Origin of the sequence: Rhodococcus sp. PAE-6 (assembly GCF_025290685.1) — a bacterium.
Taxonomy (GTDB): domain Bacteria; phylum Actinomycetota; class Actinomycetes; order Mycobacteriales; family Mycobacteriaceae; genus Rhodococcus; species Rhodococcus pyridinivorans.
In genome coordinates this window covers 62,195-87,673 of sequence record NZ_JAOCLZ010000015.1, presented here as the reverse complement: position 1 = coordinate 87,673, position 25,479 = coordinate 62,195, and the positions used below count along the sequence as shown (strand labels likewise).

Here is a 25,479-nt window from a genome sequence, read left to right as displayed (position 1 = left end):
CTGCTGCCGCGATTCCTGCTGCATAGTCAGGACAGGAGAAGGGATCACCGTCCTACACCACCTTCTGGGGCTTGACCGGGACCGCAGACACTGCAGCGAAGGCCCAATAGAACCCGAACCCTTGCCCCGACAGTAGCGACGGGTTGATCGAGCCCTTCCTCATCATTGGGCGACAAGAACTGTCTACGGCTCGTCCTTCCAGCAAGACCAGCCTTGGCACGGGTCCCGCATCGCGAAGACCCGAACGCGGACCGCGGACTGCACCGATCCGCAGCTGCGTTCACCAGGCCACTCCCCCACTCGAGTCGACACCGACCCACTCGAAGCTGACTCCGCCCAGTTAGGTGCTCATCCCGGACAGGTTCCCTGAATTCAAGCTGCCGCACGACGAACGTCAACTCTCCTGCACGCGTGAGGCACCTCCGGGCGACCCTGTCGGCGACGCACGAACCACTAGTACACCCGACTCGCAGACACCCTGAATCGCCCCGAGATCCGTGTCCGCTCTCCCGCGCGACACCAGCAACTCGAGGTCACCCACTGCGATCGTGCGCGCAGCGCAGGCGTCACGCCGGACCCTGTCCCCTACTCCGTACGGATGAAGTACGCTCCATCCGCCACCGCCCAGCGACTCATCGAAGCCAAGGCACTACCCTCGGACTCCTCGACCCCCGGACTTCTCGACCCCCGGACTCCTCGACGCAGTTTCACCCGAGCACGGCGCGCAGAGACCTACTCCCTCGGAGAGTCCAAGGAGCCCATCTCTGCCGACATCCACCGCGCGGAGGGACGTGTTCTCCTCCACGACGTGCTCGTCGGCGACTTCGTCTACGGCCACACCTGTACACACGCTCCGCCCTGGATCATCCACGCCACTCCTGTGCGATTCGAGGACGTCGAGAGCGGTCCGATCGCGTGCTTCGGCCGTCTCACTGTCAGCTAGTAACGTGCGCCGCCGGTTCGCCTACGACCTGCGCGGCGCCCGCCCTCGAGTGCGCACCGCGCCCGATGTCGCTGCAAGATGGCTCACGGCACGCCGGGTACGGTAGGCACTGATCTTTCACTCCCTCCCCCTGATTTCACCGGTCTCCGCGAAATCGGGGATGTGAGGGCACGATTCGTAATTACAGTCCGTCAATGCGTCTGCCCGACTCTCGCATACCATCGACCCGTGAAAATAAATTCGAGCCGGTGCGCGACATGAGAGGGATCATGTGATGAAATTACTGCCAGGAATATAAACCGACGGGAGGAGATCGAACCGTACCCATCGCACACAACTACATGACGCTTGGACAGCACATGACAAAGCCCCCTTGCGGAGGCTCGTCATTCGGTCGAACTTTGCCGAGATCGACCGGAACTCCGAACACCTAACGGCGTTAGTTTTCACCCTCACCGTCAGGTGTCCTTTTGGGGACGAAGTTGCCGCTTCGACTCCATTTTGTGCTTTCACCAGGGATTTCCTTGCCGAGATCCCCGATTCCCCGAAGGGACTTACCGTGCCTGGTACGTCTCAGGGTACCCCATGCCCTGAACAGCAAACAACCTTTTCGACGACCTCCGATGAGCAGATCACACGCCCAGAGGACGAATTCGCCGTTTCCCCTGTCGCCAATTTCGGCGATATTCAATATTCCGACGCCGTATCTCGGGCTAAAGAAAATATCGAACGCGTCGAAAAAATGAATGAGGAAAGCGATCAGCGCGGCCGCACGTGGTCAATTCCCGTCTCGCCGCAATTGCAGGCCAAAACCCCAATATGGTCAGGTCGCACACAATGGCAACGCCAAGTCCGCGAGATTCTCAACCGCGAAGAGGGCAGAAATCTCTGCCGGCGCCATCACGCCGACCCCGAACGTGTCTTTGCCGTCGCGGTGAGCATGGCATCGTTCGCGGATCAGCGGACAGGCCGACGCGTCACAGCGTCCCGCGAAGTACTCGCAGAACGCGCAGGGGTGTCTGTCACTGTTCTCAAGCGCGCTCGACGAGTGCTGGTCGAGTTCGGGTTGGCCCGCGAGATGGTCCGAGGACGTTTCCTACGTACACTCGAACAGTGGGCAGCTGAAGCGCATCATGGACGTAAACAGATCAAGGCCACCAGCGTCTGGGCTCTGCTCTCCCCCAGATCAGTCGTCCTTCGGACCACCCGCGACCGCCTGCCCCAGGCGACGTCTCCCGCGCAGCGCTGGACCAGGACGCCCGCGGCAACCAACGAACCGCGGCGGCCGCGTTATCCCCAGAGCCGGGACCGTGGCCCCCAATCTGTTGCTCTATCTTTTAGTACTTGTACTTCTGTTAAGAAGTACAAGACAACGCGCGCGAGCGCGCGCTGGCAGGATGACTCTCAAGAACAGCCCCGAGAGCCGCGCCCAATCAGCCTCCAGAAGGCTGCTGCGGGATTAATTGCGCATGCTCCATGTCTGGACACCGGCGAGCATATCGGGTCCGTCTGTGAGGCTCTCAGAGACCATTACGTCGATCCGGAGCGTTGGAGTGGTCGCGATATCGCCGTTGCGCTCACTGAAGACACTCGGCGACGTGGTTGGATGTGGCCTACGCGAGGTTCGCTAAAGCATCCTGTCCGATACCTTCGATGGAGACTCTCCGCGATCGACTGGTCACTCCCCTCCCCCACCGAGCGTGCCGAGGCCGCGAAACGACGTCGCGATGCCGAACGTCATGCAGCTGCACTCGCGATGGTGGAACGAGCGCAAGAGACTGCATCGGAAAGCGTTCGGCGTACCGCGATGGCGCGGATCCGCAGCGTGTTGCAAGAGAAACGCGCTTAGGACGCCCGGAATGTGTTGACTGACGGCACGCTCGAGTGTCGCCACCAGCAGGTAAGTTTGACGAACCCAGACCTCATCCTTGAGCGGTGTGTCGGCCCAGCGATGAGTGCGTGCCCATGGTTTACCGCGGTAAACCATGAGATTTCCCTGTGCGGCGGAGTGGGCTATTGCCAAGGTGCGTCTTCGCGTAGGAGTTGACTCCGCGGTTTACCGCGGTAAACCCGACCTCTCCACCCCCTCATCTGATCTCCAGTGATCTCGTCCTGTTCTCCGTGGCGGTGATGGCTATCACTTCCGAGCCCGCTATGGGCTCCTAGGCTGTGCTATCGCGGTCAGGCGGCAAGGTGGTTCAAAAGCACGTCTCGGACGAGCCCAAACCACCTTAGGTGTGTCTTCGGTTTACCGCGGTAAACGACAGGCTCGACGACCACCGGCTTACCTCTGAGTTGCTCGACGGCGGGATACCCTGCCTCCGCTTAATTGGTTTACCGCGGTAAACCACGGGCAAGAAGCGAATCCTCTCGCCGGCTATTCACCGACCATGGCAGTTGCTCGACCGTCTGCGCCCTTCGATCGGTTGCGCTTCGCATCAACGATCTTCTTGCAGCGGCCCGCTGTTTACCGCGGTAAACAGCAAGTCCGTGTCCAGTCGACGTCCACCCCTGAACCGTTCCTGGTTTACCGCGGTAAACCAGGAACAGAATCTCCTGAGCGAGAGCGCCAGGATGCGAGCTTGATCAATGTTGTCGCGGTACTGGTTTACCGCGGTAAACCAGTACCGCGGAAGACAGTCCTGCTCCGCTGTTCGCATCTCGGCTTGTTCAGTGCATTGCCCCTTCCTTGCCGGTTGCACCCAGACCGCTAAGAGACATCGCATCTCGGACAGGTCACTGACATCGAGGGTATGTTCCGTCGAGACGAGTAATCTTCGGTCCCGAATAACTCGCCTTGGCGGTTTACCGCGGTAAACCGCCAAGGCGAGTTGGATTCTGCTAGCGCACTAGAGCTGGAGAAGGACACGATCAGATAGTCCGGGGCCAGTGCGGTTTACCGCGGTAAACCGCACTGGCTATAGGGGTTCTGACATAGAGCGTCTCGGTATCTATAGTGAGATCCACTCTCGCCGGCACGAATCGGAGCCTCGGTTGTAGGAGTGAGCTACGCGGAGGACCGACCACAGGTCCGCGTTGTTTACCGCGGTAAACAACACCAGTGCACGGTGGGAGAGGCGAATCGAACACGAGACGCACGTTCGGTGCATTCTGTCTCACCTCCCGTCAACCGTGACTCTGCTGCAACAGGTTGCCCCGAAACCCGTTCAGGCGGGGGAGTGGGGCAGGGATTCGTTTACCGCGGTAAACCCGCATAGATCGACCCACGCCTCATGATCTCGCGGACGGATATCGGCGGATAACGGAAAGGCGGATTGAGCGGCACACATTCGTCACTGGAGGACATAGGCTGGGCTGGTTTACCGCGGTAAACCCCTTGCGGATGTTGTCTGTCCAGAGGTGAAGCGCATCTGATGCGGGCCGCGACGAGCTCCCAACGCAAGCTAGAGGCGACCTTTGCGACTGCCTCGTTTACCGCGGTAAACGAGGCAGTCGCATCGAGACACGACATGCGACGACACTCCGCGGATGCACTCACGCAGTCCAGTTTTGTAGGGATGGGTTGCTAGGAGTGGTGGTCGGGGAGGATTGAGAAACCAACGCCACTGTAGTTAGATCCGTGCCACCGGGCATCGGCCAAGGTTCGGTTGTTCCTTGGTTGTGAGGAGCCGGGGAGGTCACGCGTTCGGCTGTTCGAGCCCTGAGTCGACCCGTGTATGAACGAGCAGCGCAGGTGACACATCGGTTGCGTGCTCAAGACAACGGCATGGAAATGAGGATCTTCCTGATAATATCCGTCGATGGACGGAGCGCCGAGGCCAAAACCTACGGCAGTTTACCGCGGTAAACTGCCGCTTCGGCAAACGGTATCGGGCGACCATTGAAGCGGAATGCGCCGATCGGCGACGGCGCAAGGAGCGCCGGGATACTGTCCTCCTTCAGCGAGTTCCACCAGGGCAGTGTTGCGTATAGCGCCGAAAAGCATCGTGCACGCTTTGTCGCGCATGACGGTCGGCGTGATAATTCATCGTCACTGTGACGAAATGGAATCAGGGTAGAGGTAACCCTCGAACGGTAGAATCAACACCGCGTTCCGCCTCATGCATGATGCCTTCGCAACGGTGCCGGTGACACGCCGAAGCGATCAAAGTTTTTCGGCCCAGAACCGAGGCGGACTCGAGTCGGGGGAGTGCCCTTGTGTACCCTTCGACCTCGACCCGGCCGCGTTTCCATCCACGCGTCGACAGTCTCAGGGAGCCAACCGAACCGGGGCCCGATCGACGCATCGGCTTGCGGCAGAACGCCTTTCCGTAGATAGCCTTTGGCGGTGTTGTAGGTGATGCCGACACGGTCGGCAACTTCGTGCAAAGTCAGGTAGCGAAGCACATCTGCGATGATACGGCGAAAGCTTGTTCGGTAGACCCGTAAGGGTCTATTGTACGAGTTGCGCGCCTCATGAAACTGCATCGGAACCGTTACAGTGGTGCAGGCGCAATCGTCATCTCCGCCAAACGATGACGACGCGAGTCCGAAGTAGCCCCACCCTGGGGTGAAGCATACGGAGGTAACCTGTGGCTGTTCATGTCATGCTCAACCAAAAAGGTGGCGTCGGAAAATCGACGCTCACCATGAACCTCGCCGCCGTCAAAGCGGATGTCCTCACCGCAGGTGACGACGACGATGTTCAGTCCCCGGTCGCCGCGATCTCGGTCGACCCCCAGGGCTCCGCAGTCTGGTGGGCTTCGCGCGTCGAGGAGTTGCCGTTTCTGATCGATCAGGTCCACGACAACCTCGACGTGCTACGTAATCTCGACAAGCTGCCCGGCATCAAGCACGTCTACGTCGACACCCCGGGCTGGATCGACCTGTCCGGCGCCGACGACGGCACCGATGTGCTCGGCACCGGCAGTTCCGCCGACGCCCTGCGCGCCGTGCTCGAGGTCGCCGATCTCGTCATCGTTCCGATCGAACCCGAACCGCTGTGCTTCGATCCCACCGCGCGCACCATCAAGCAGGTCATCGAACCGCTCGGCAAGAAATTCATTGTTGTGGTGAACAATTGGGATCCCCGCGACGGCAAGGTCGACCTCGAGCAGACCCGCGAGTTCGTCCAGGCCAACGGCTGGCCGCTGGCGCGAACGGTGGTGCGGCACTACAAGGTCCACACCCGCGCCGCTGCCGAAGGCCGTGTGGTCACCGAGTACGAAGCCAACCGCGTCTCGTTGCAGGCGCGGGAGGATTTCTACAAGCTCAGCCTTGAGCTCGCGGACGGTGGTCGCTGATGCCGCCCAAGGGTGGGCGCGCGAACTTCGCCTCCCTCGTCGGAGCAGTCGGCGACAATTCTCCGGTCGACCGCAAGCGTACCCCCACACCCACGAAGACGAAGACGACGATCGAGCCGCTCGAAGGCCAACTGCTCGCCGATGTTCCGGTCGATCAGCTCATCGCCAACCCCCGCAACCCGCGCGACGAACTCGGTGATCTGTCGGATCTGGCCACGATCGCCGACCGGCAGCTGCAACCCGGCACCGTCGTCAGCCGCACAGCCTGGCTGAAACTGTGGCCCGAAGACGAAGACGACCTCGGTGCAGCGCAGTACATCGTTGTCAACGGCAACCGCCGGCTCGCCGCCGCCCAGAAATACGGCCGCCCCGGCCTCGATGTGGTGCTACGCGACAGCATCGCCGTCGACAAGGGCGAAATCCTGTGGGCGGCAACGAGTGAGAACATCGACCGCCGCGACTTCGACGTCCTCGAAGAAGCCAAGGCCGTCGAGTTGATGGTCTCCGAGTTCGGGAGCGCAGACGCGGCAGCGAAGAAACTCGGCCGGTCCAAAGGCTGGGTGTCCCAACGCCGCGCTCTGCTCAAACTCGCCCCCGAGCTGCAAGCAGCCCTGCGTGCAGGTGATCTCGCTGTGCGCCAGGCCCGCTCGTTAGCCCGGGTTCCGCTCGAGGAGCAGGTCGCGGCGTGGGAAGCGGCCCAGAATCCGGAGCCGGAAGCCGACGCAGAGACTGCGGAGCCCGACGCGCCGCAGCCGAAAGAGCCTGCGAGCAAGCTCGAGCCGGTGGACAAGGTGGCTCAGGCGCTCAAGCGTCTGGGGGCGGATCCGGATGTGCTGGCCGCGGCGGTGCGGAAGCACTTCACCGACGACGAGCGCCGCAAGCTCATCGATGCACTCGAGCTCCGGTAACCGCGACTCGGAGACAGGTTCGGTGGATCGCAGAAGGACTGCAGTGGTGAGCCGATGAGCGGAATCGACGACCAGATCGCCCTTTTCGACCTCGACCCCGAACCTGAAAAGCCGCTGAACGGTTCGGTCGCACCCGAAGACACAGCGACCGAGGCACCACCGCCACCAGCAAAGGACGACCTGCAGTCGGCCGATGCAGAAACCGCCCCACCCGACCCCGTTGACGTTGCCGACATCGATGAGGTGGAGAAGCCGGCGACCGAGGTCCGCCCGTGGGAATCCCTGCCTGTGACCGAGGACGCGGACGGTCACGCGATCATTGTCACCGCCGCAGCGACGTACACACCCTCGGGCGTTCGGCTGACCGGGCCGGTCGACTCGATCGAGAAGCTGGACAAGCTGCTGCACTGGGCAGCGCTGACCCCCCACGGACTCACCGCCCAGGTGTGGTTCGTCGGTATCGACTCCTGCGCCCAGCTCGGATGGACCATCGATCCCGGCAGCGAAGACGACGTCGACGACCTCGAACAACTCCGTCAACGCGCAGCGACCGAACTGACCCACGCCATCGCCGCAACCCTGCCGCCTCTGATTGCTGCAGGATGGGAACTCCGCGGCGACCCCGGCTACGTCATCCACCTCATCCGCAAGGTCGGCAAGGCCACCCAGATGGTCGACCTCGTCCTCGAGCCCTACGTATGGACGTATTGGAACAAGGACTTCGGTTGGGGAAACCGTGTCGGAGACATGGGCATCCTCGGCAATCCCGCCGCTGGCACCTATCTCCCTGACGACGACCTTCCCGCCGCCCGCGAACTCGGCCGCCGCCTCGCCTGGTCCATCAAACACCTCGACACCCTGCCCGGACCGACTCCCGCCCGCACCGGCGCTGCAGTCCTGGACAAGATCCGCCGCGAACGCCTCCGCACCGGCAAGGGCATCGTCGTCACCGCCGGCGGCCCGATCCCACCGATCGACGGAGCCCCACGCGGAGACTTCGAACCCCCCGCCGGCTGGTCCCGCATCCCGGATACCGACGATCTCGACGGTGCCACCTCACTGGTCACCATCGACCAGCGCGCCGCCTACCTCGCCTCCGCAGGAATGTTGTCCTTCGGCTACGGCCGAATCCGCAACCTCCTAGGTGCCGACGCCGCGGCCGCGGCAGCAGTCGACAAGCCGGCATTCGGAATCTGGCGCGTGACTCTGCCCGCCGCCGCGCAGTACGCGCTGCCGGAAAAACTGCCGCTGCCGCACCCGGCGATGCTCGACGACCAACCCGTACGAACATGGATCACCACCGTCAGCCTCGACGGATTGTGCGCACCCATCGCAGACGGCGGGATGGGCCTGGACGTCGATGACCTCGACATCACCGAGGCCTGGGTCTACGAAGAACAAGGCCGCGCCCTCGACAAGTGGGCCAAAGTGCTGCGCGAGGCCCGCGCTGTCACGGCCGAGACCGGCGATGTAGCGATGAAACGGTTCCTCGGCGCCTGCTACAAGGGCTACGTCGGCCGGATGGTAAACCCCGACATGTGGACCGCCACCCGCATGCAGCACCACCACCAGCCCCTGTGGCGTGCGGCGATCATGGCGCACTGCCGCTGGCGTGGACGCCGAGTGGCGATGCGCATCGCCCGTGAAACCGGACGCTGGCCGATCCGCACCATGACCGACTCCTGGGTGTATCTAGTGGGGGAGGAGCAGGATCTCGCCGACGACAGCGACGCGCTCGGCAAGATGACCTTGGAGAAGCAAGTAGCGCTGACCGACGAGATGCTCCTGGCGTTCGCGGCCGCAGAGACCACCCATGACGTTCGTCTCGCGATCGCCGCAGCCTACGGTTCACCGGACCAGGAGGACTAGGTGGCACTGCACCTACCGAAGCCGCGGTCGAAATCCGTCCCGCAGAAAACCGTCGGCCTCGACGGTATGAACGTCACTGTTGCGGCTGCGGCAGCCGAGGGAGTCGCCAAAGCACAACAAACAAGTAGGGGGCTGGCCGGATTGACCTCGAGGGTCTCGGTCAGACAGCTCCGGACCGAGATCGGGAACGACGGTTTGCGGCAGGCCGCCATCGATGCCGGCCGTACACCGCCGTCGGACCGGACTCTGCGCCGCTGGGCGCAGCAAGGACGCATCCCCCATGCCGAGGTGGTCGAGTTGGCCCAACGTCGCGCCGCCATCGCACGGCTCGGGGGAGTGAACGAGGTAGCCAAGAAGATCGGCCGCAGCCCGTCCTCGGTACGCAAGTACATCTCCGGAAAGACCAACGAGCTGCGCAACGATGCACGGTCGAAACTCAAGGATGTCAAGGCCAAGGACATCATGGGCAAGGCCGGGGTTCTCAACCCCGACGGCACACCGAAGATCGCCACCATCCGGGTCACCGGACGCGTGCACGTCCGCAACGGCGATGAATCCGGCTACGATTACCGCACCCGCACACTGGATTTCGGTAACTCCGATATCCCCTTCAGTGCCGCAGAATCGCAAGCGTTGGCTGCAGCGCTGGCCAACGACGACCAAGCCCGAGTCGTTGCTATCCTCGAACGCCACGCGACGATCGACTATCCCGAGAACAAGGGATTCGATGTCTACAGCGATCAGTTCGGCTTCCACTTCGACGCCATCGACAAGATCGACGTCACCTGGCACTGAGGCAAGGTCACCGAGGGCCGCTTCCGCTATGCGGGGCGGCCCCTCCACGGTTCGGCGCGTGTCTTTGAGGCCGGTCATGTGCGCGGTTCAAGCAGCGAAAAGCGGGTCCGAGAAGTAGTTCACCCCGTTGGGAAAAACCCCGGTTGTGGGTGAACGTATGCAGGCACATCCCCATTCGGTCATCAGAGGTACCCATGCCTGTCAGACATTCGAGGTCCCGCCGCACTGTTGCGCTGGTTGCCACCGCGACCGTCGCGAGCGGAAGCGCGCTACTCACTGCACCTGTGATCGCGCATGCGGCTCCGACCAAGTGCGCGGCGACGTTCAACCTCTTCATTCCCGGCACCTGGGAGACCGACGAAAACGCAGACCCCAGTCAGCCGGTGGGCATGCTCAAGCCGATCGCCGACGCGCTTGAGAACACCCACGGCAGTGCCGTCGAGGTCTACACGTTGCCGTACATGGCCAGAGCCTTCGACAACGGCCACACCTACGCCGACAGCAAGGCCGACGCGGTGTCGAAGGCCAAGCAGGTCCTCGCAGACGTCGCGAACTCGTGCCCCCGAACCAAGTTCACGATGATCGGCTACTCGCAGGGCGCCGATGCCGCCGGCGACATCGCTTCCGACATCGGCAATGGTAGAGGGCCCGTCGACGCCAGCCGTGTACTCGCAGTCGGTCTGTTGGCAGATCCTGGGGCAGGAACGAAAGGGTCAGCGACCGTGGGCCCGCGCACGTCCGGGCAAGGCATCGCTGATCCGCGACCCCAGGGAATGGGGGCCCTGTCCGGCCGCGTCGCCTCGATCTGCGACCCGGGGGATCTGTACTGCTCGATCGAGAAGGGATCGAGCCCGTTGCTCGGCTCACTGGGGTCGATCCTGAGCAAGAGCTCGAGCGTCGGTGCTGTCCCCACTGCGGAATCTGGGGTCCACACGCAGCTCGCCGCGGCCCTGACCTCCGACTTCTCTGATGCGGATCTGCCGGCCCTGGGGACCGAGGTGGCCACTGTTGGGCAGCAGCTGACGGCACCGACTGTCGATATCGACCAGGTGGCCGACACCGCCCGATCCATCGCGAAGACCCTCGCTCCGCTGACCGATCTCCTCAGTTCCGGTGCAGCGAACCCCGCGGCGAACGGCCAGCTCCTCGCCGCGCCGGTCGGGACCGCCGAGCACACTGCTGGTGAAGTCCTCACCCGCGCGGGGCAATCCGACCTCAAAAGTGCCTTCAACGCGGCCCTCGAGATCGCGGACACCGCGAGTACCCTTGCCGGGGGCGCCTCCGCCAGCCTCCCGTCCTCTGCGCCCGAGATCCAGACGCTTGCCGACAATGCAAACCTGCTGACCGGCCAGGTCGGACCGCTGGTTTCCACCCCCGCTGAGGCGCTCAGTTCGGCCACCAGTGTGCTGTCGGTGCTCAAACCGACCGTGGTCGTCAACCAGGTTCTTAACGTCGCGACCGGCGTGACTTCCCTGGACCTGCCCGGCATTCTCAACAACCTGACCCTGCTGCCGCAGAAGGTCGCTGCGCTCGACGCGCACGGAGCCCACCAGATCGCAGGCGAGCTGAACAACCAATTCTCGCCGTTGGTGACGATGGCCGCGGAGGTCGACATGCGATGGGTCTCGCACATCCTTGCGGTCATCCCGGACCCATCCGGCGCGACGCAGATCGCTGCCCTCGTGGCGTCGATCTTGTCGAACGTCGATGTGATCAGGCTGGCCAACATCGTCGGCCAGATTCAGGAGATCGCCTGGGCAGCTCTCGAAAAGCTCTTCCCGCCGCCGGGGATCGCGCCTGATCCAATCGGTGCGGGGGCTGCCATGACCGGCCTGCTGCCGGTGGGGCTGGATCTGGCATCGGTTGCGGTTGACATGCTCTCGGGTAAGGCCACCAAGACCCCGCCGGAGCTGCTGGGCAAGCAGACGAACGCGGTGTCGACGAGTATCACCACCGAGGCCGCGAACCTGGATCTTCCGCAGCTGTCGGACTCTGTGGTCACGCTCTCGCAATCCCCGGGTGCTCAGGATCTTGCCGCACTGGTCAGTGAAGGGCTCAGTGCTGCGAGTTTCTTCACCTCCGGTGCTCACACCAACTACAACACTCTCGTGGTCGACAACGCCGGGCGAAATGCCATCCAGTGGCTTTCCGACTGGCTCAATCTTCAGATCGGACGTGCCGTATGAGTTCCCGTGCCCACAATCCGTCTGCCCGCTGGATCTGGTGCGCTCCATGCGCTCACCGGGGATATCTCACCCGTGGTGACGCGCGGGCGGTCCGAAAGCGTCACCGGGGGGAGAAGGGTCTGGCGGTGTTCGCGTGCCCTCACATCGACGGCCTGTTTCACATCGGGCACCGTCCTGACGCGTTGAGTAGCGGGGAAATAGGTCGTGGCCTGCTGCGCACTCAGGCGGTGCGGGCTGCGGCGGCAGAGCGGTGGACGTCGTGAACAAGGCTGTGCTCGTGGTTTGGGGTGCATTCGCTTTCGTCGAGCTCGGCGAGGCGAGAGGTCCGGGGACCAAGGACTCCCCGGGGATACCTGATATGGCTCGGCTTGGCCTACCCGAACAAATGATCTTGGTGATGCACAGTATTCGGCATGGATACCGCGAAGGTGTTGCTCCTCAGTGATGAACAGTGGGGCAGCGAGGTGCTCCTTCCGCATCGTCCGTTCGCGACGAAGCAACTCGAACACGGTCAATACAGGATGAGCCGCGACGACGCCTTGACGATGCGTTACATCCAGCACTCCCCACACGCCTTGCTCGGATCGATCGTCATCGACTGCGACCACCCCGACGCGGCGCTGCGGGCGTTCGAAAAACCCTCGGATCATCCGGCACCGAGCTGGGTGTCCCAGTCCCCGTCCGGTCGCGCGCACCTGGGCTGGTGGCTCGGCGACAACCGCATCTGCCGCACCGATTCGGCGCGCATGATGCCCCTGCGCTTGGCGCATCGCATCGAGCGGGGCCTATGCCTGTCCGTAGGTGGGGATTTCTCCTACGGCGGGCAGCTGACCAAGAATCCGATTCATCCCGACTGGGAAACCCTCTACGGGACCGCCGATCCGTACGCCTTGCGGGACTTGGTCACCATCCACACCCCGCGTCAGGCGCCGCGCCGACCAGACCGCTCTGCCGGGCTGGGCCGCAACGTCACCATGTTCGACACCGCCCGCAAGTGGGCCTATCCGCAGTGGTGGAGCCACCGCAACGACACCCTCAACCAGTGGCTCCAGCTCGTGCTGCAACGCTGCCACGCCGTCAACACCGAGTTCACCGACCCGCTGCCCTTCGTCGAAGTCCGCGCCACCGCGTATTCCATCGGCAAATGGATCTGGCGCAACTTCGACGAGACCACCTTCCGCGCCCGTCAGGCCGTACGAGGCAGCAAAGGCGGCAAGGTCATGACCGAGGCCAAGCGGGAGGCCAACCGTAAACGCGCCACCAAGTTCGATCTGGCCACGGCCTTGGAGTACGCGCTGTGACCGGCGGAGCGAGGGCGAAGCAACGCCGAGCCATCACCGCCAAAGAACTCGCGCAGCGGCTCGGCTCCTCCGAACGCACCGCCCGGCGATTAGTAGCCGAGCCCCGAAAAGACTTCCTCGAACGCGCGCAAGCACGCCGTACACAAGTCGTCGAACTACGTGAACAGGGGATGAAGTACCGCGAGATCGCCGACCAAATGGGTATCTCCACCGGCGCGGTCGGCAGGATCCTGCACGATGCCCGCGAAGCGAAAAGAAAGCACTAGTAAATTGCCGAGTGTTGACACTGATGTCAGCGCTGAGCCAGCACGCCCACGTTGTTCATGAATATATTTCTCGGTTCAGTGATACGACATGTTCCGGTATCATATGGAATATTAGCTGTCATATGGACTATTAGTGCCCATAGTGGTGGGTTAGCGTCCCCGACGGACTGATGGTCGTTGAAGTCGACGCGTCAGAGAACGCAGCGGGAGGGAATATGAGCAACGCCAGAGATCGAGAAGCGCACTATGCGCGGCATTGCTGATGCCGTAAAGGCTGGCGCCTACGAGGTGGTCGATCACTCCGTGGAGGTTCGTCCGGGCTATCGCCCCCGCCGGCCGCGCCGTGGGGACGCGGCCGAAGAAACCTGGCCCCTGGCTGTTCGACTGACCGACGCCGATCGGCAGCGACTGGCGGAGTATGCCGATCGGATGGGCAACCGATGAGCGCGGTCATCCAGGCGGCTATCGACGAGTACCTCGGCAACCACCCAGCCGCCTGAGCTCGCGAATCGAACCTTCACGTGGGTCGTAACCGCGTCACCGGCCGCGCAGCGTGTCGCATGAGCGGATCGTCAAACGCGACACTCGTCGCGCGGCTGAAGACCGCTGCTCTGATTTGTGCATTCGGCTGGATTAGGCGCTGCGAATACCTACATCTAAGCCTGAATCCACCGACTGGCCGTTGATGTAGGCGTTCGGAAGTGCACGGCGGTCCGGTGGTGGCCGAGACCGGGGGGGTATCCGCTGGTCTACCCAGCTTTTCCGGCTCTTCACTATGGATCTCGTGGACCGGTTGGTCTGACTCCTTGATGGGCGTGACGGTCTCGGCTCGGTGGGCGCAGGATGGGTCTGGTGGGCGGGTCTGGCTCACGGCTCTTCTGACGCCACTGCAGGTTGGTGGCTGTCCTGTCTGCGACGTGTCGACCGGCTCGGCTCACTCGTTTGAGTGCAGCCCGGCGGGCCGTCATGTCCTGATAGGAGTCTGGCGAGATCCCCGATAGTGAACTGACTGACGCCCGGCCGGACTGCGCACCCGACAAGATGGAAGGGCGCAGTCCCATGGTGAATCAGGATCACCTCGAGGTCTACGGCGGAATCGATACCCACGCCGACACCCACCACGTCGCAGCGATCGATGCCACCGGACGACGACTGGCAGATGTACAGGTCCCAGCGACCGCGGCCGGCTACCAGGCGGCGTTGCGGTTCCTGCGGTCCTGGCCTGGGCTGGTGAAGGTAGGCATCGAGTGCACCGGCTCGTACGGGGCTGGGGTCAGTCGTGCGATGCAGGTCGCGGGCATCGCGGTCAGTGAGGTCAACCGCCCCAACCGGTTCGATCGCCGGATTCGCGGCAAGAGCGATCCCTTCGACGCCTATTCGGCCGCTGAGGCGGTGCTGTCGGGTCGAGCCAGCGCCGCACCCAAGGGTGGCGATGGGTTGGTGGAGTCGCTCCGGGTGCTGCGCACCTCGAGGTCGTCTGCACTGACCGCCAGGACAGCGACGATCAACCAGATCAAGGGCATGCTGATCACGGCGCCAGAGGAGCTGCGTTCGCGTTACCGGGGCCTGTCGAACACCAAGTTGATCGCTGCGCTGGCGGCGTCACGACCGACACCTGCGCCGGTGACCGCAGCCGAGGCCACGGCCTACAGCCTGCGGCTGCTGGCGCGGCGCTGGCAAGCACTGACCGAGCAGATCGAGGACTTGTCCGGGCACCTGCAACGGCTACTCGAAGACCATGCCCCGGACCTGATGAGCGTCTTCGGCTGCGGCCGAGACACCGTGGCGCAGCTGCTGATCACCGCCGGCGACAACCCTGACAGGCTACGCTCGGAAGCCGCGTTCGCGGCACTGGCCGGAGCCTGTCCGATACCGGCGTCGTCGGGCAAGACCAACCGTCACCGACTCAACCGCGCAGGCGACCGGCAGGCGAACTCAGCGCTCTACCACATCGTGCTCGTGCGGCTGCGCTACGACCAGCAGACCCGTAACTACGCGACACGACGGATCGCGGAAGGCAAGACGAAGATGGAAATCATCCGCTGCCTGAAACGGTATCTCGTTCGGCAGCTCTATCCACTCATCGTCCAGACGCTGCAGCCTCGACGCCAAACGACCGCCGCTTGACAGCAAGTCAATAGGAGTGTCGCAGTTAGCAGTGGCATTGGCGCCGGCTGGATGCGACCCGACGTGATCGACGAGTGCAGGCCCACCGTACCCGGCGGCGTTGGTTCTCCGGGGTACGGAATCCGAACGCGATGCGGCCGACGTGCTTGACGATGCGGTTGTAGCCTTCACTGCGCGCATTCGACAGGCCGGAGGTGATCGCCAGGATCATCGGTTCCTGCCACGCCGAGATGGTCGTCGCCAGCTTGCCGATCTCCGGGACCCGGCATGCCGCGCAGAACGTGTAGAACCGGTGCAGCGCATCTCGGATCTCGTATCGCAGACCACCACGGTCGGTGCAGCGCAACACATCGCGCAGCAGTTCCTTCGCTATCCATGCGGCGGCGATGTCCCCGTGCGGGTCGGCGGAGGTCAGCTTCTCGAACAGTGTCGATCGTTGCTCATCGGTTAGGCGCTCCGCGGCCCGCAGCAGCCGGCGGCGATTAATCCATTCGACATCGCTCTTGCGGCCGCGCCGACCCCGCTCGGCCTGGGTGACCCTGCGCCGGACGGTATCGACCATCTCGTTGGCCTTCTTGACCAGGTGGAACCGGTCCACCACCAGCTGCGCGTGCGGCAGTGCCTCGCGCACCGCCTTCGCATACACCGACGACATATCGATCGCGACATGGGTGATCTGCGCCTTCCATGCCTCGTCGCGGGCGTCGAACCAGTCGATCACCACGGCGGAGGTGCGTCCGTTGACCTGCGCCAGCAACCCTTGATCGCCGGTCAGGTCGACCAGTCCGGTGTCCCACCGGTCCACCCATCTCCGTTCCCCGGTCTCGGGGCAAGTTTCCCATTTCGCCTTCCCGCGTCGGGTCTCATCGATCCCGAGGACGACCACCGGTTCGGGTTCGTCGCCAGGGCGGCGTCGGCGACCACGACGAGGTGGCCGTGGACAGTGTGCCAGGCGCACCCGTAGTCGCCGGCGACCGCGGACACCGACCGGTCCCCGTCGAGGACCGCCTCGACCAGCAGCGCCTTCGCTCGGGGCGTGACCCGTGCCCGGGACGGCACCCCCGGCGTCGACTCGGTGAACACCTTACGGGCACAGGAGGTATTGGTGCACAACCATTTCCGTTTCCGCCACACCAACAGCGGACGGTCGGGTCCGACCTGCACATCCCGCGGTCTGGTGGTGACCCAACCCTTCGAACGCGTGGACTTCTGCCCGCACTGCGGGCAGACCCCGACCCATTCGGGTGCCGTTGCGATCTGCACGATCCGGCTGCCCTCGACCGTGCGCTGCACCGATTCGACGATGACGCCGTCGAGATCGAGCAGCAATGAACTACCGTGGTGCATGCCCGCGTTCCTTGCTGTCCTGGATGCCTGAGAACACCCAGCTCACAAGGGCGCGGGCCCTTTTTCAATCACCGACACGGCAACGGGGTCGATCGGCACCAGCCCCTACCAAGTGCGAAGAGCCGCTTTTCCACTGCGAGCGAGTTCGACCGACGGTGTCGGGGATGGTTGAGGTCAGGCAACCACAGAGGGCCGATAGTCGATCGTGTTGCGCCACAACTGCAACCAGTGTGAGGCGTACGGCCAGTGGCTGGGTAGGTGCAGGATCGGCTTTCGTTGCGGCCGGGCCAGGCGTGCCGGGACGGCGACGATCTTGCGGCGCAGCGTCGCTCCTCGGGCGCGGCCGTATCGACCGCCGGCGAGGACGCCGGTGGCGCGCAGCAGATTGTGGGCGATCGCGGCGCAGAGCACCCAGGCGGAGTTCGCCCCGAACGACCCGGACGGCATGTGGGCGAGCGGACCGTCGATCAGGTCGGCGAACACGGTTTCGATGATCGCGTGTCTGCGGTGGACGAGGTCGGCCTCGGTGGTGGGCAGGGTCGAGTTGGTGAAGAACGGGTGATACCGCCACACCGGGATCAGGGCATCGGGATAGCGGGCGTCCTTGACGCGGCGCACCACCAATCGGGCGGTAGTGCGGTCTTTCGTGTAGGCGAAGGCGGTGTAGGAGATTTCGGCGACCTCGGCGTCGGAGATCCAGGCTCCGGTGTCGGGGTCGCGGACCGCGTTCGGGTATTGCACCGGCGTCCATGCGTTGTCGTCGATCGCGGCGATCGCCTTCTTGATCGCCGGATTCTTCGTCATCACCAGGGAGAACTGGGCGTCGGTGCGCAGGCAGGCGCGCACGACCTTGCGGGTGCCGTAGGCGGAGTCGCCGCGCACCAGGACGCGTCCGGTGGCACCGGCGGCCCGGGCGGTGGCGATCGCTCCGGCCACCATGTGCCCGGCGCCCTTGCCGGATCCGGTCTTGCCCGAGCGCAGTCGCATCCCGGCGATCACCGGGGCACAGTCGTCGGTGCTGAGCACCGCGGCGAGCGGGGACAGACCTTTGCGCAGCACCTGCTTGCCGGCGATCTTGGTGTGTCCGTAGCTCGCGCCCTGCTTGGCGTGGCCGTAGACCGGGCGGAGCAGCGAGTCGATGTCGAGATACACCTGCTTCGTGCCGCCGGGCAGCAGATCGACCCGGTCCGAGAGGGCGGCCAGATGTGTACGCAGCACCGATTCGAGTTGGCGGGCGTGTCCGAAGCTGAACTCGCGCAGCAGGGTTCCGATTGTCGACGGCGCGTACACCCGATCGAACAGGGTGGTCATGCCACCGGAGCGCAGCACATCGACATCATCGATGCTGTCCGCGCCGGCGCACATTCCGGCGATGAGTGTGGTCAGTTTCGGGGCCGGGTTCGCCGCTCCGGATGTGATCTTCGAGGTGGTGATCGTGACCTTCTCGGCCAGCAGATGCGGCAGGCCGGTCTGTTCGGCCAACGTCATCACCGGCACCAGGCCGCCGTAGGACACGAGGTTGTCGTCGTCGAACATCGCGGACCTCGCGCCGAACCTGTGGGACACTTGCACCGGAAGTGCCTTTCTCGAACCGGACCGATTGTTGCCTGAAGAACATCAATCATCCCAGTTCAGGGGGCACTTTCTTCAATTCGACACGCCGCTATCGGACATTGCCGTCGGTGGATTGAGGCTAAGGCCTTCAGGTCTTGGGTTTCAGGCGCTACGGTCTCCGCTCGCCGGCCACCCTTCGCGACGGTTACCGATATTTGCGGAGTTCGTTCTTGGCGAGGGCCTGCACGTGGACTTCGTTGGGGCCGTCGACGATGCGCATGGCGCGGTGTCACCCGTACATCACGGCCAGGGGGACGTCGTCGCTCACACCGGCACCGCCGTGGACTGGATGGCGCGGTCGATGACTTCCAGCACCACGCGGGGAACTGACACCTTGGCGGCCGAGGCGTACGGGGCGGCGGCCTTGTTGCCGTGCCGTGGAGCGTACGCATCCCGTCACGCCAGTGGTCGTAGAGAGACTCGCGCATGAGCGCGATTCGGTATATCACGGCGTTGAGTTGTCAGTTTCCTTTGCCTGAGAGGCGATGTCGAGGATGATTCGACGACCATCGAGGCCCGCGCAGATCCGCGAGACCTCCGACCTCGAAATCCCTGACCTGACCCCCAACGCGCCGACCACATCGTCGACGCTGCGGGTGGAGACGCCGTGCACATAGGCCTCCATAACGACCGCGTACAGGGCCTTGTCGATGCGGCGGCGCCGCTCCAGCAAGGATGGGAAGAACGACCCCGACCGCAGTTTGGGGATCTTGACCTCCACATCGCGGCTGGTGGTGGCCACGGTCTTAGTGCGATGGCCGTTGCGATGGGTGGTGCGGGTGTCGGTGCGCTCGTAGCGGCCGGCGCCGAGCTTGTCGGTGGCTTCGGCTTCGATCAGCGCCTGCAGGCCGGTGCGGATCAGTTCGGCGAACACGGTGGCGCTGTCGGCACCGGTGAGTGCGTCGTGTTGGGCGAGCAGTGCAGAATGGTCGTGGGTCATCGCGTGGTTGCTTTCTGTGCGTCACTTTGGTCGGTAACTCGTTGATCACTACGCGATGGCCCACTCTCGGCGAGGGAGCGACACGCCACGGACCTGGCCCGATGCCCTCAACCGATTCCCACCACTCCCTGGGACTTACCCTGGTCGAGCCTTCGAAAGACGCAGCACTATGGCAGATTACAATCGTGAAGGACGCCTTGGCAGAGCTACTGAAGGTTGAACAGGCAGAAGCTCCCCGGAAGTGATGAAGCTTCCCGTTCGCTGGAGCAGGAAAGTGGACCCACCGCCATGGCCCTTGCAACGCTGAACGGTCGGACCGACCGAGTTCCGTCTGCGAATCCGGCACCAGCAGCGGTATGGGAGTCGACCGCGCGGCCTGCACCGTCACCACCGCCGAAGTTACGCACGAGTGCGCACGTAGTTGCGCACACTCGCCGGCTCTGGCATCGTGGACTGTGCCCAGGGCAGTAGCACTGGTGGAGTGGACCCGGCAGCCTTCCGGACGGTTGGCGAGCCGGGTTTCGCGTTTCTATTCCACGATCATCGTCTTGCCGATCAGCGGCCGCACGTGAGCGGACCATTCGCCCCCTTTTGGCCAGGCACCACGCGACCGCATCCGGAATCCACAGCATCAATTCCTGCTTGGCCCGCAGATGGTGATAGGTCAGCCGGTCACGCAGCCCGTGCTTGCCGGTGCCATCGAACAAGACTCGCCGATCGGACCTGACCGTCGAATCGTCCTCCTCGAGCACCAACCGGGAGAGCGGTAGCTCGGCCAGGTCGCCGACGAGTGCTTCGAGGCATCGGGGACGTCCGATTTTGGGTGCGAGTTCGGCGGCATGGTAGACGCGGACGTGTATATCCAAGGTCACCAACGCCGAGCAGATCGCACGCCGGCGTGTGTCGCGCTCGGACTTGAAGTGAATGCGTTCTTGGCCTTTCAGTCGCAACGCCGTCAATGTCCGACGGGCCCGGTCCAGCGGACGGGTCGGCCACCGTAGCGACCACCATGATGCCGCGGACGGTGTTTTCGTCGATGAAGGCCTGCACGGCTACCGAGCCTAGAACGAACGCGATCACCGTCTGCCGAGCCTACCGCTGAGACCGGCAAGACGGGCTGACACGAAGGTCTTCTATGGCAGGAACAGCGCGTGTACGCATTGCACGCATTGCACGCGGAGCGTGGGACGCAACCATTGCCAGCATTGCTGGCGACGAGTGGGGATCGTCAGCAAAAGCAGTACCGACGTGACGGTGTGCGTTTCATGCCGAGGGGCCGGGCCCGGTATGGAATGGAATGAGTACCGAGAGCCGTCGATCCGGTGATACGCGGGGTGTCCAGGGTTGGCCGCCCAGTCGAGGGGTCCTCGCGACCGTCCCGGCCTCGGTGATCAGCGGCGAGTGTCACGTCGCGGTGCGCGGTGCTTTGAGTCAGATTCGGCATAGTCGAAGGATTCGCCGGTCAGAGCCTCGACCACTGCGGCGAGGTCGGTGTCGGTGAGAGCGTTGTTGTCGGTGACGGGGTCGACGGTCTTGCGGCGGTATGTCATCTGGAGGTCCTGTGCTCGATGGGAGTGTCTATCTGTGTTCTCGTACAGATGGTCGAAGGGGCAGGTCAGGTCGGGCTCTGGTGCAGAGGAGCGAAGCATTGATGGATCGGTCGCAACTGTGTAGCCGGTTCGGGTGGGTGTAGATGTTCATGGTGTTCCCGCGGAGGAAACCGACGAGGGTCGGTCCGGCGTCGTGGGCGAGGTCGAGGGCCCGGGAGGAGGGGGCGGAGACGGCGGCCAGGATGGGGATGCCGACCATGACGGCTTTCTGGTCAGTTCGAAGGAGGCGCGTCCGCCCACGACCAACACGGTGCGGCGCAGCGTTAACCGTCGATTTTCGACGGCCCAGCCGATGATCTTGTCGACGGCGTTGTGCCGTCCGATGTCTTCGCGCAGGTCAAGCAGGTCACCGTCGGTAGTGAACAGGCCAGCGGCGTGCAGTCCCCCGGCGCGGTCGAAGGTCGTCTGGGCGTGTCGGAGCGTGTCCGGCATCGTCACCAGGACGCCCGGATCGACGACGACGGGGTCGTGGGCGGGGGAGTGGCGGGTGCGTTGGCGGATCGCATCGAGGGAGGCTTTGCCGTACACCCCGCACGAGGAGGTGGTGTAGAAGTTGCGTTCGAGGCCGGTCTCGGGCAGGTCGACGCCGGGGGTGAGGTCGATGTCGAGGACGTTGTAGGTGTTGCGTCCGTTCTCGTCGGTGCTGTTGCAGTAGCGGATCGCGGTGATGGCGTCGCGGTCGGTGATGATGCCCTCGGTGAGCGGGAATCCTTGGGCGAGTTCGATGTCGGAGCCGGGGGTGCGCATCGTGACCGACAGTGCGGTGCCGTTGAGGCGGAGTTCGAGGGGTTCTTCGACGACCACGGTGTCCGATCGCACCGACCGGCGTTGCGCCTCGAGTCGGGTGATGCGGGTGTGGGTGGTTACTCGTCCCATGGATCGAAGCCATCTTCGTGAATGCCGTAATGGCCTACCGGTACTCGCTGTTCGATCCCGGGTGCAGGCAGCGGTACGGACACCCCGAGGTAGCGCAACGGCAGGTGGATGGCCGCAACGACGGCGTGGGCGATCAAGGTCAGCATCGGACATCGGCCTTAGATGGGAGTGGGTTCGAGTTCACGGCGGGAGATCTCCGGTGTGTCCTTGGATCTCGTGTGGGGTTCGAGGCGGATGGTGATCGCCTTGGAGACGGGGGTGTTGGATTTGCGGGCCACGTGATCCAACGGGACGAGGGGATTGGTTTCGGGATAGTAGGCGGCGACGTTGCCGGCCGGGGTGGATAGGAGACGAACCGGAAGTTCTCGGCCCGGCGTTCCTCCACGGCTCCGTCGGGGCGGGTCCATTCGAAGATCAGATCTACCCGGTGGCCCGGAGCTGTAGGATCTCCCGCCCCCAGGCACCGGCAACCAGTACAGATTGTTAACCGCGAACATGGCTTTTCCGGCTCTAAAACTGCAGGAGGTTGTTGACGGAGGGTTCACCAGTCTGGAGGTAGGTTACCGCAGAATTCAATCGACCGAAAGACTCACCGCGGCAGATCTATTCGGGTTCAGCATAAGGTCACGCATTCGTGGGCCTGCTTCACCCTGAACGGGATACTGCTGCCTCGACGCAGGGACCGAGGGGCGGCTGAAATGGGACGGATGATGCGAGATGGGGGACTGGGGTAGGGAGGTCTCCACTGAGGTGGTGTTGACAAATTGGCGTGACCCGGGTCATAGTCATTCCTAAGTACGCATGGACGTTCCTATATAAGCATGGAGTGAGCGTGGATCAGGTATCGCAGGGCTCGATCGATCTGCCGCAGCCGACCGGATACCCCTCCGTACCGTCGCTGCGCTTGGTCGACATCAAGAAGTCCTTTAGCCTCGATCCACCGATGAGCCTTCGGCGGGTGGCGTCGGCGTGATGGGCGCGGCGTGATCGGCTGCGGGCAGGGGTGAGTTCCGGGCGTCTCATCCCGGTTGTCCACTTCGTTCTCGGTCGTGCCGCTGGTGGCGGCGGTGGTCAGCTGGCCGCGGCCGGTGGTGGTGGTGCGTGCGTCGCGGTGAAGAGTCGGTCGAACGCGGTCTGCCAGGGCCAGGCGTCCGGCAGGTGCAGGATGATGCGGCGCGCCGTCCGTGCCAGTCGTGCCGGCACTGAGATGAGGGTGCGGCGAATCGTCGCGGTCGTTGCCCGGGCGAGCCGCCCGCCTCGGTCGGCGATGAGTCCAGCGGCGCGAGTGAGGTTGAATGCGATCACGGCGAGGACGAGCCATGCGCTGTTCGCGGTGAACACTCCCGAGGGCAGGTGAGCGAGCGGGCCCGCCTTCAGGTCGGCGTGAACTTGCTCGATGATCGCGTGCCCGCGGTGGGTCTTGTCCGCCGCGACGGTTCCCATTGTCTGCTTGTCGGTGGTGGTGAAGAACGCGTGGTGCCGGTAGCTGTCGAACAAGGTCGGCTGCTCGACCTGCTTGGGGTTCAGGTCTGGGATCCGTCGGACCACCAGTCGTCCTTCAACCCGTTCGGCGATCTTCCGGGAACGGAACGCGACGAAGGGCACCTCGGCGACCTCGGCCTTCGAGATCCACCGGCCCGTGACCTCGTCACGGATCGCGTTCGGGTACTCGATCGTCTCCCACCCGTCCTCGGGGATCGTCGCGATCGCCGTCTTCACCGCGGGGTCCATCCGAACGGTGATGGACACGTCCGCGCCGGCCTTGATCGCGGTGCCGATGGTGGCGTGGCCGTAGAACGCGGAGTCCGCCCGCAGCAACGGCCGAACACTGCTGCCCAGGTCCATGCGGCGAAGCGTGGCGAGGGTGTCGGCGACGATCCTGGCCGCGCCTTTCGGGGAACCGGTCTTCCCCTGCCGCAACCGCTGGGCGAGGATCACCGGCGCTGAGGTCGTCGTCGACGCTGTCGCGACGAGGGCGTTGAGGCCGCGGACGCCGGAGTACCCGAACGACGCTCCCTGCTTCTGGTACCCGTGGACCTCGATGATCGTGTCGTCCACGTCGACCATCACCCGCTCACCGTCCCGGATCTGCAGCAGCGGCGCGGCCGATGCGAGGTTCACCAGCGTCCGTGAGGCGACGGCATCGAGCTGGCGGACGTGCCCGAACCGGAACTCCCGCAGGAACGAGCCCAGCGTCGACGGTGCATACGTCCGATCGAACAACCGGCCCATCCCGCCATGACGCAGCAGATTCATGTCGTCGATCGAGTCCGCGCCAGCGAGCATCCCCGCGACCAGCGCCATCACCTTGCCGCCGGCGTTCGCACCCTTGTCCGTCGGGACGCTCAATCGCGACTGCGCGAGCTCATCAAGCCCCGCAGAACGGGCAAGACGGAGCATCGGGACCAGCCCCGCGACCGACACGAGATTCGGATCATCGAACACAGCCGACACGGCAACGGGAGCATGCTTGAATTGCACCTACGAGATGCCTCTCAGACTCGGGAAATAGGACCTTAGACAAGCTCTATTCTTCCTGGTCAGAGGGGCATTTCTGCGTTACGACGCCAACTCAGCAAGCCTCCCCATCGGTGGATCGAGGTTTAGCGGGAACGCGGTTCTGGCGGGGATCAACCTCGACCTTCGGGGCGGTGAGATCGTAGGGCTGATGGGCCCCAATGGCGCCGGCAAATCGACCCTGATCAAAGTGCTCGATGGCTACTACACAGCGGATAGTGGTCACGTGGAGGTCGATGGACGGCAGGTCGATTCCCTGGCAGGACGCCCGGATGTTGCCTTTATTCACCAAGATCTGGGGTTGGTTGAGGATCTGAGTGTTGCCGACAACCTTCGACTCGGACAGCCGAATACCTCACGGTTCGGTCCACTAATCGACCGCCGAAGGGAAGCTCCTCTTGTGCGTGCGGCCTTGCAGTCAGTCAGCCTCGACATCGATCCGTCGGTTCTGATTAGGGAGCTGTCGCCAGGGCAGAGGACCTTGGTTGCGGTTGCTCGTGCTCTCGCACTGGGAGCGAACAAGGTGTTCGTCGATGAGGCGACCTCGAACCTCACTAAGGCTGACTCGCTGCTGGTCCTCGGAGTCCTTAAAGAACTCGCCGCAGCGGGAGCTTTGATTGTTGTAGTCACGCACAAGCTATCGGAGGTGTTCGAGTGCGCGCACCGCGCCGTGATTCTCATGGACGGTGCGATCGCCGCCGATGACCGGATGAGTGATCTGGACCGACCCGCCCTCGTGAGCAAGTTGCTCAAGCATGAGGAGGAAGCAGGGGCTGCCCTGAGCGCTGGGAAGTAGTGCCCCATAGAGTGGTGTAACTCGGTGGCCGAGATCGCTCGAATCGGCTGGCTTGCATGCTACGGCCCGGTTCCGCCGAACCTCAGCTGACGGGGTGTCTCTGTCGTGGTGAGAGTCGTCAGAGTCGAACGAGAAGCGCGC

At 63.8% G+C, this 25,479-nt stretch carries 15 protein-coding genes and 5 pseudogenes; 11 read left to right on the top strand and 9 right to left on the bottom strand.

Annotated features, from left to right (window positions below; all coding sequences use genetic code 11):
* Nucleotides 1–598: 598 nt before the first annotated feature.
* The 9 genes from NVV99_RS22600 to NVV99_RS22560 all read left to right on the top strand — a co-directional run bounded on the left by NVV99_RS22600 (nt 599) and on the right by NVV99_RS22560 (nt 15,638).
* Nucleotides 599–943, top strand: coding sequence for a hypothetical protein (locus tag NVV99_RS22600; RefSeq protein ID WP_064257745.1), 345 nt, complete (start codon nt 599–601; stop codon nt 941–943).
* A 4,532-nt stretch (nt 944–5,475) separates the two neighbouring features.
* Nucleotides 5,476–6,186 carry a ParA family protein gene (locus NVV99_RS22595; RefSeq protein WP_026061884.1) on the top strand — a complete coding sequence of 237 codons (711 nt, stop codon included), beginning with the start codon at nt 5,476–5,478 and terminating at the stop codon, nt 6,184–6,186.
* Nucleotides 6,186–7,094, top strand: coding sequence for a peptide transporter (locus NVV99_RS22590; protein WP_219130580.1), 909 nt, complete (start codon nt 6,186–6,188; stop codon nt 7,092–7,094). Before NVV99_RS22595 ends, NVV99_RS22590 begins: the two co-directional genes overlap by 1 nt.
* A 54-nt stretch (nt 7,095–7,148) precedes the next feature.
* Nucleotides 7,149–8,963 carry a hypothetical protein gene (locus tag NVV99_RS22585; RefSeq protein WP_064257726.1) on the top strand — a complete coding sequence of 605 codons (1,815 nt, stop codon included), beginning with the start codon at nt 7,149–7,151 and terminating at the stop codon, nt 8,961–8,963.
* Nucleotides 8,964–9,758 (top strand): hypothetical protein, encoded by a 795-nt coding sequence (locus tag NVV99_RS22580; RefSeq protein WP_064257727.1) that lies wholly within the window; start codon nt 8,964–8,966, stop codon nt 9,756–9,758. It begins immediately after the preceding gene.
* Between the two features lie 194 nt (nt 9,759–9,952).
* Nucleotides 9,953–11,944 carry a cutinase family protein gene (locus NVV99_RS22575; protein ID WP_064257728.1) on the top strand — a complete coding sequence of 664 codons (1,992 nt, stop codon included), beginning with the start codon at nt 9,953–9,955 and terminating at the stop codon, nt 11,942–11,944.
* 413 nt (nt 11,945–12,357) lie between these two features.
* On the top strand, nt 12,358–13,245 hold the full coding sequence (locus NVV99_RS22570; protein WP_064257729.1) for a replication initiation protein: 888 nt from the start codon (nt 12,358–12,360) through the stop codon (nt 13,243–13,245).
* Nucleotides 13,242–13,511, top strand: coding sequence for a helix-turn-helix domain-containing protein (locus tag NVV99_RS22565; RefSeq protein ID WP_064257730.1), 270 nt, complete (start codon nt 13,242–13,244; stop codon nt 13,509–13,511). Before NVV99_RS22570 ends, NVV99_RS22565 begins: the two co-directional genes overlap by 4 nt.
* Before the next feature lie 1,059 nt (nt 13,512–14,570).
* The gene (locus tag NVV99_RS22560; protein ID WP_064061575.1) at nt 14,571–15,638 is read left to right on the top strand and encodes an IS110 family transposase; all 1,068 of its coding nucleotides are present in this window, start codon (nt 14,571–14,573) and stop codon (nt 15,636–15,638) included.
* Nucleotides 15,639–15,663: 25 nt separating this feature from the next.
* Here NVV99_RS22560 and NVV99_RS22555 read toward each other — a convergent pair.
* The 8 genes and pseudogenes from NVV99_RS22555 to NVV99_RS27160 all read right to left on the bottom strand — a co-directional run.
* A pseudogene (locus NVV99_RS22555) lies at nt 15,664–17,031 on the bottom strand (ISL3 family transposase).
* 128 nt (nt 17,032–17,159) lie between these two features.
* Nucleotides 17,160–18,557 carry an IS1380 family transposase gene (locus tag NVV99_RS22550; RefSeq protein ID WP_064257011.1) on the bottom strand — a complete coding sequence of 466 codons (1,398 nt, stop codon included), beginning with the start codon at nt 18,555–18,557 and terminating at the stop codon, nt 17,160–17,162.
* A gap of 187 nt (nt 18,558–18,744) precedes the next feature.
* A pseudogene (locus NVV99_RS22545) lies at nt 18,745–18,971 on the bottom strand (acyl-CoA dehydrogenase family protein); the annotation flags it as partial.
* Between the two features lie 148 nt (nt 18,972–19,119).
* Nucleotides 19,120–19,539: pseudogene (locus NVV99_RS22540) on the bottom strand (transposase); the annotation flags it as partial.
* 1,391 nt (nt 19,540–20,930) lie between these two features.
* A complete protein-coding gene (locus tag NVV99_RS22535; RefSeq protein WP_156666130.1) occupies nt 20,931–21,089 on the bottom strand; it encodes a hypothetical protein in 159 nt (52 codons plus the stop codon).
* Nucleotides 21,090–21,117: 28 nt separating this feature from the next.
* Nucleotides 21,118–22,025: pseudogene (gene fdhD / locus NVV99_RS22530) on the bottom strand (formate dehydrogenase accessory sulfurtransferase FdhD).
* Nucleotides 22,013–22,171: a hypothetical protein gene (locus NVV99_RS22525; protein ID WP_156666129.1), complete on the bottom strand. Its 159-nt coding sequence runs from the start codon at nt 22,169–22,171 to the stop codon at nt 22,013–22,015. The pseudogene fdhD and the gene NVV99_RS22525 overlap by 13 nt, the downstream one beginning before the upstream one ends.
* A 12-nt stretch (nt 22,172–22,183) precedes the next feature.
* Nucleotides 22,184–22,531 (bottom strand): annotated as a pseudogene (locus NVV99_RS27160) (hypothetical protein); the annotation flags it as partial.
* 326 nt (nt 22,532–22,857) lie between these two features.
* Here NVV99_RS27160 and NVV99_RS22515 point away from each other — a divergent pair.
* Nucleotides 22,858–22,998 carry a hypothetical protein gene (locus NVV99_RS22515; RefSeq protein WP_260783035.1) on the top strand — a complete coding sequence of 47 codons (141 nt, stop codon included), beginning with the start codon at nt 22,858–22,860 and terminating at the stop codon, nt 22,996–22,998.
* A gap of 98 nt (nt 22,999–23,096) precedes the next feature.
* Here NVV99_RS22515 and NVV99_RS22510 read toward each other — a convergent pair whose 3' ends face one another.
* Nucleotides 23,097–24,506 carry an IS1380 family transposase gene (locus NVV99_RS22510; RefSeq protein ID WP_102032069.1) on the bottom strand — a complete coding sequence of 470 codons (1,410 nt, stop codon included), beginning with the start codon at nt 24,504–24,506 and terminating at the stop codon, nt 23,097–23,099.
* Nucleotides 24,507–24,561: 55 nt separating this feature from the next.
* On the opposite strand from NVV99_RS22510, the gene NVV99_RS22505 reads away from it, so the two are divergent.
* A complete protein-coding gene (locus NVV99_RS22505; protein ID WP_313906262.1) occupies nt 24,562–25,338 on the top strand; it encodes an ATP-binding cassette domain-containing protein in 777 nt (258 codons plus the stop codon).
* The last annotated feature ends 141 nt before the right edge of the window (nt 25,339–25,479 follow it).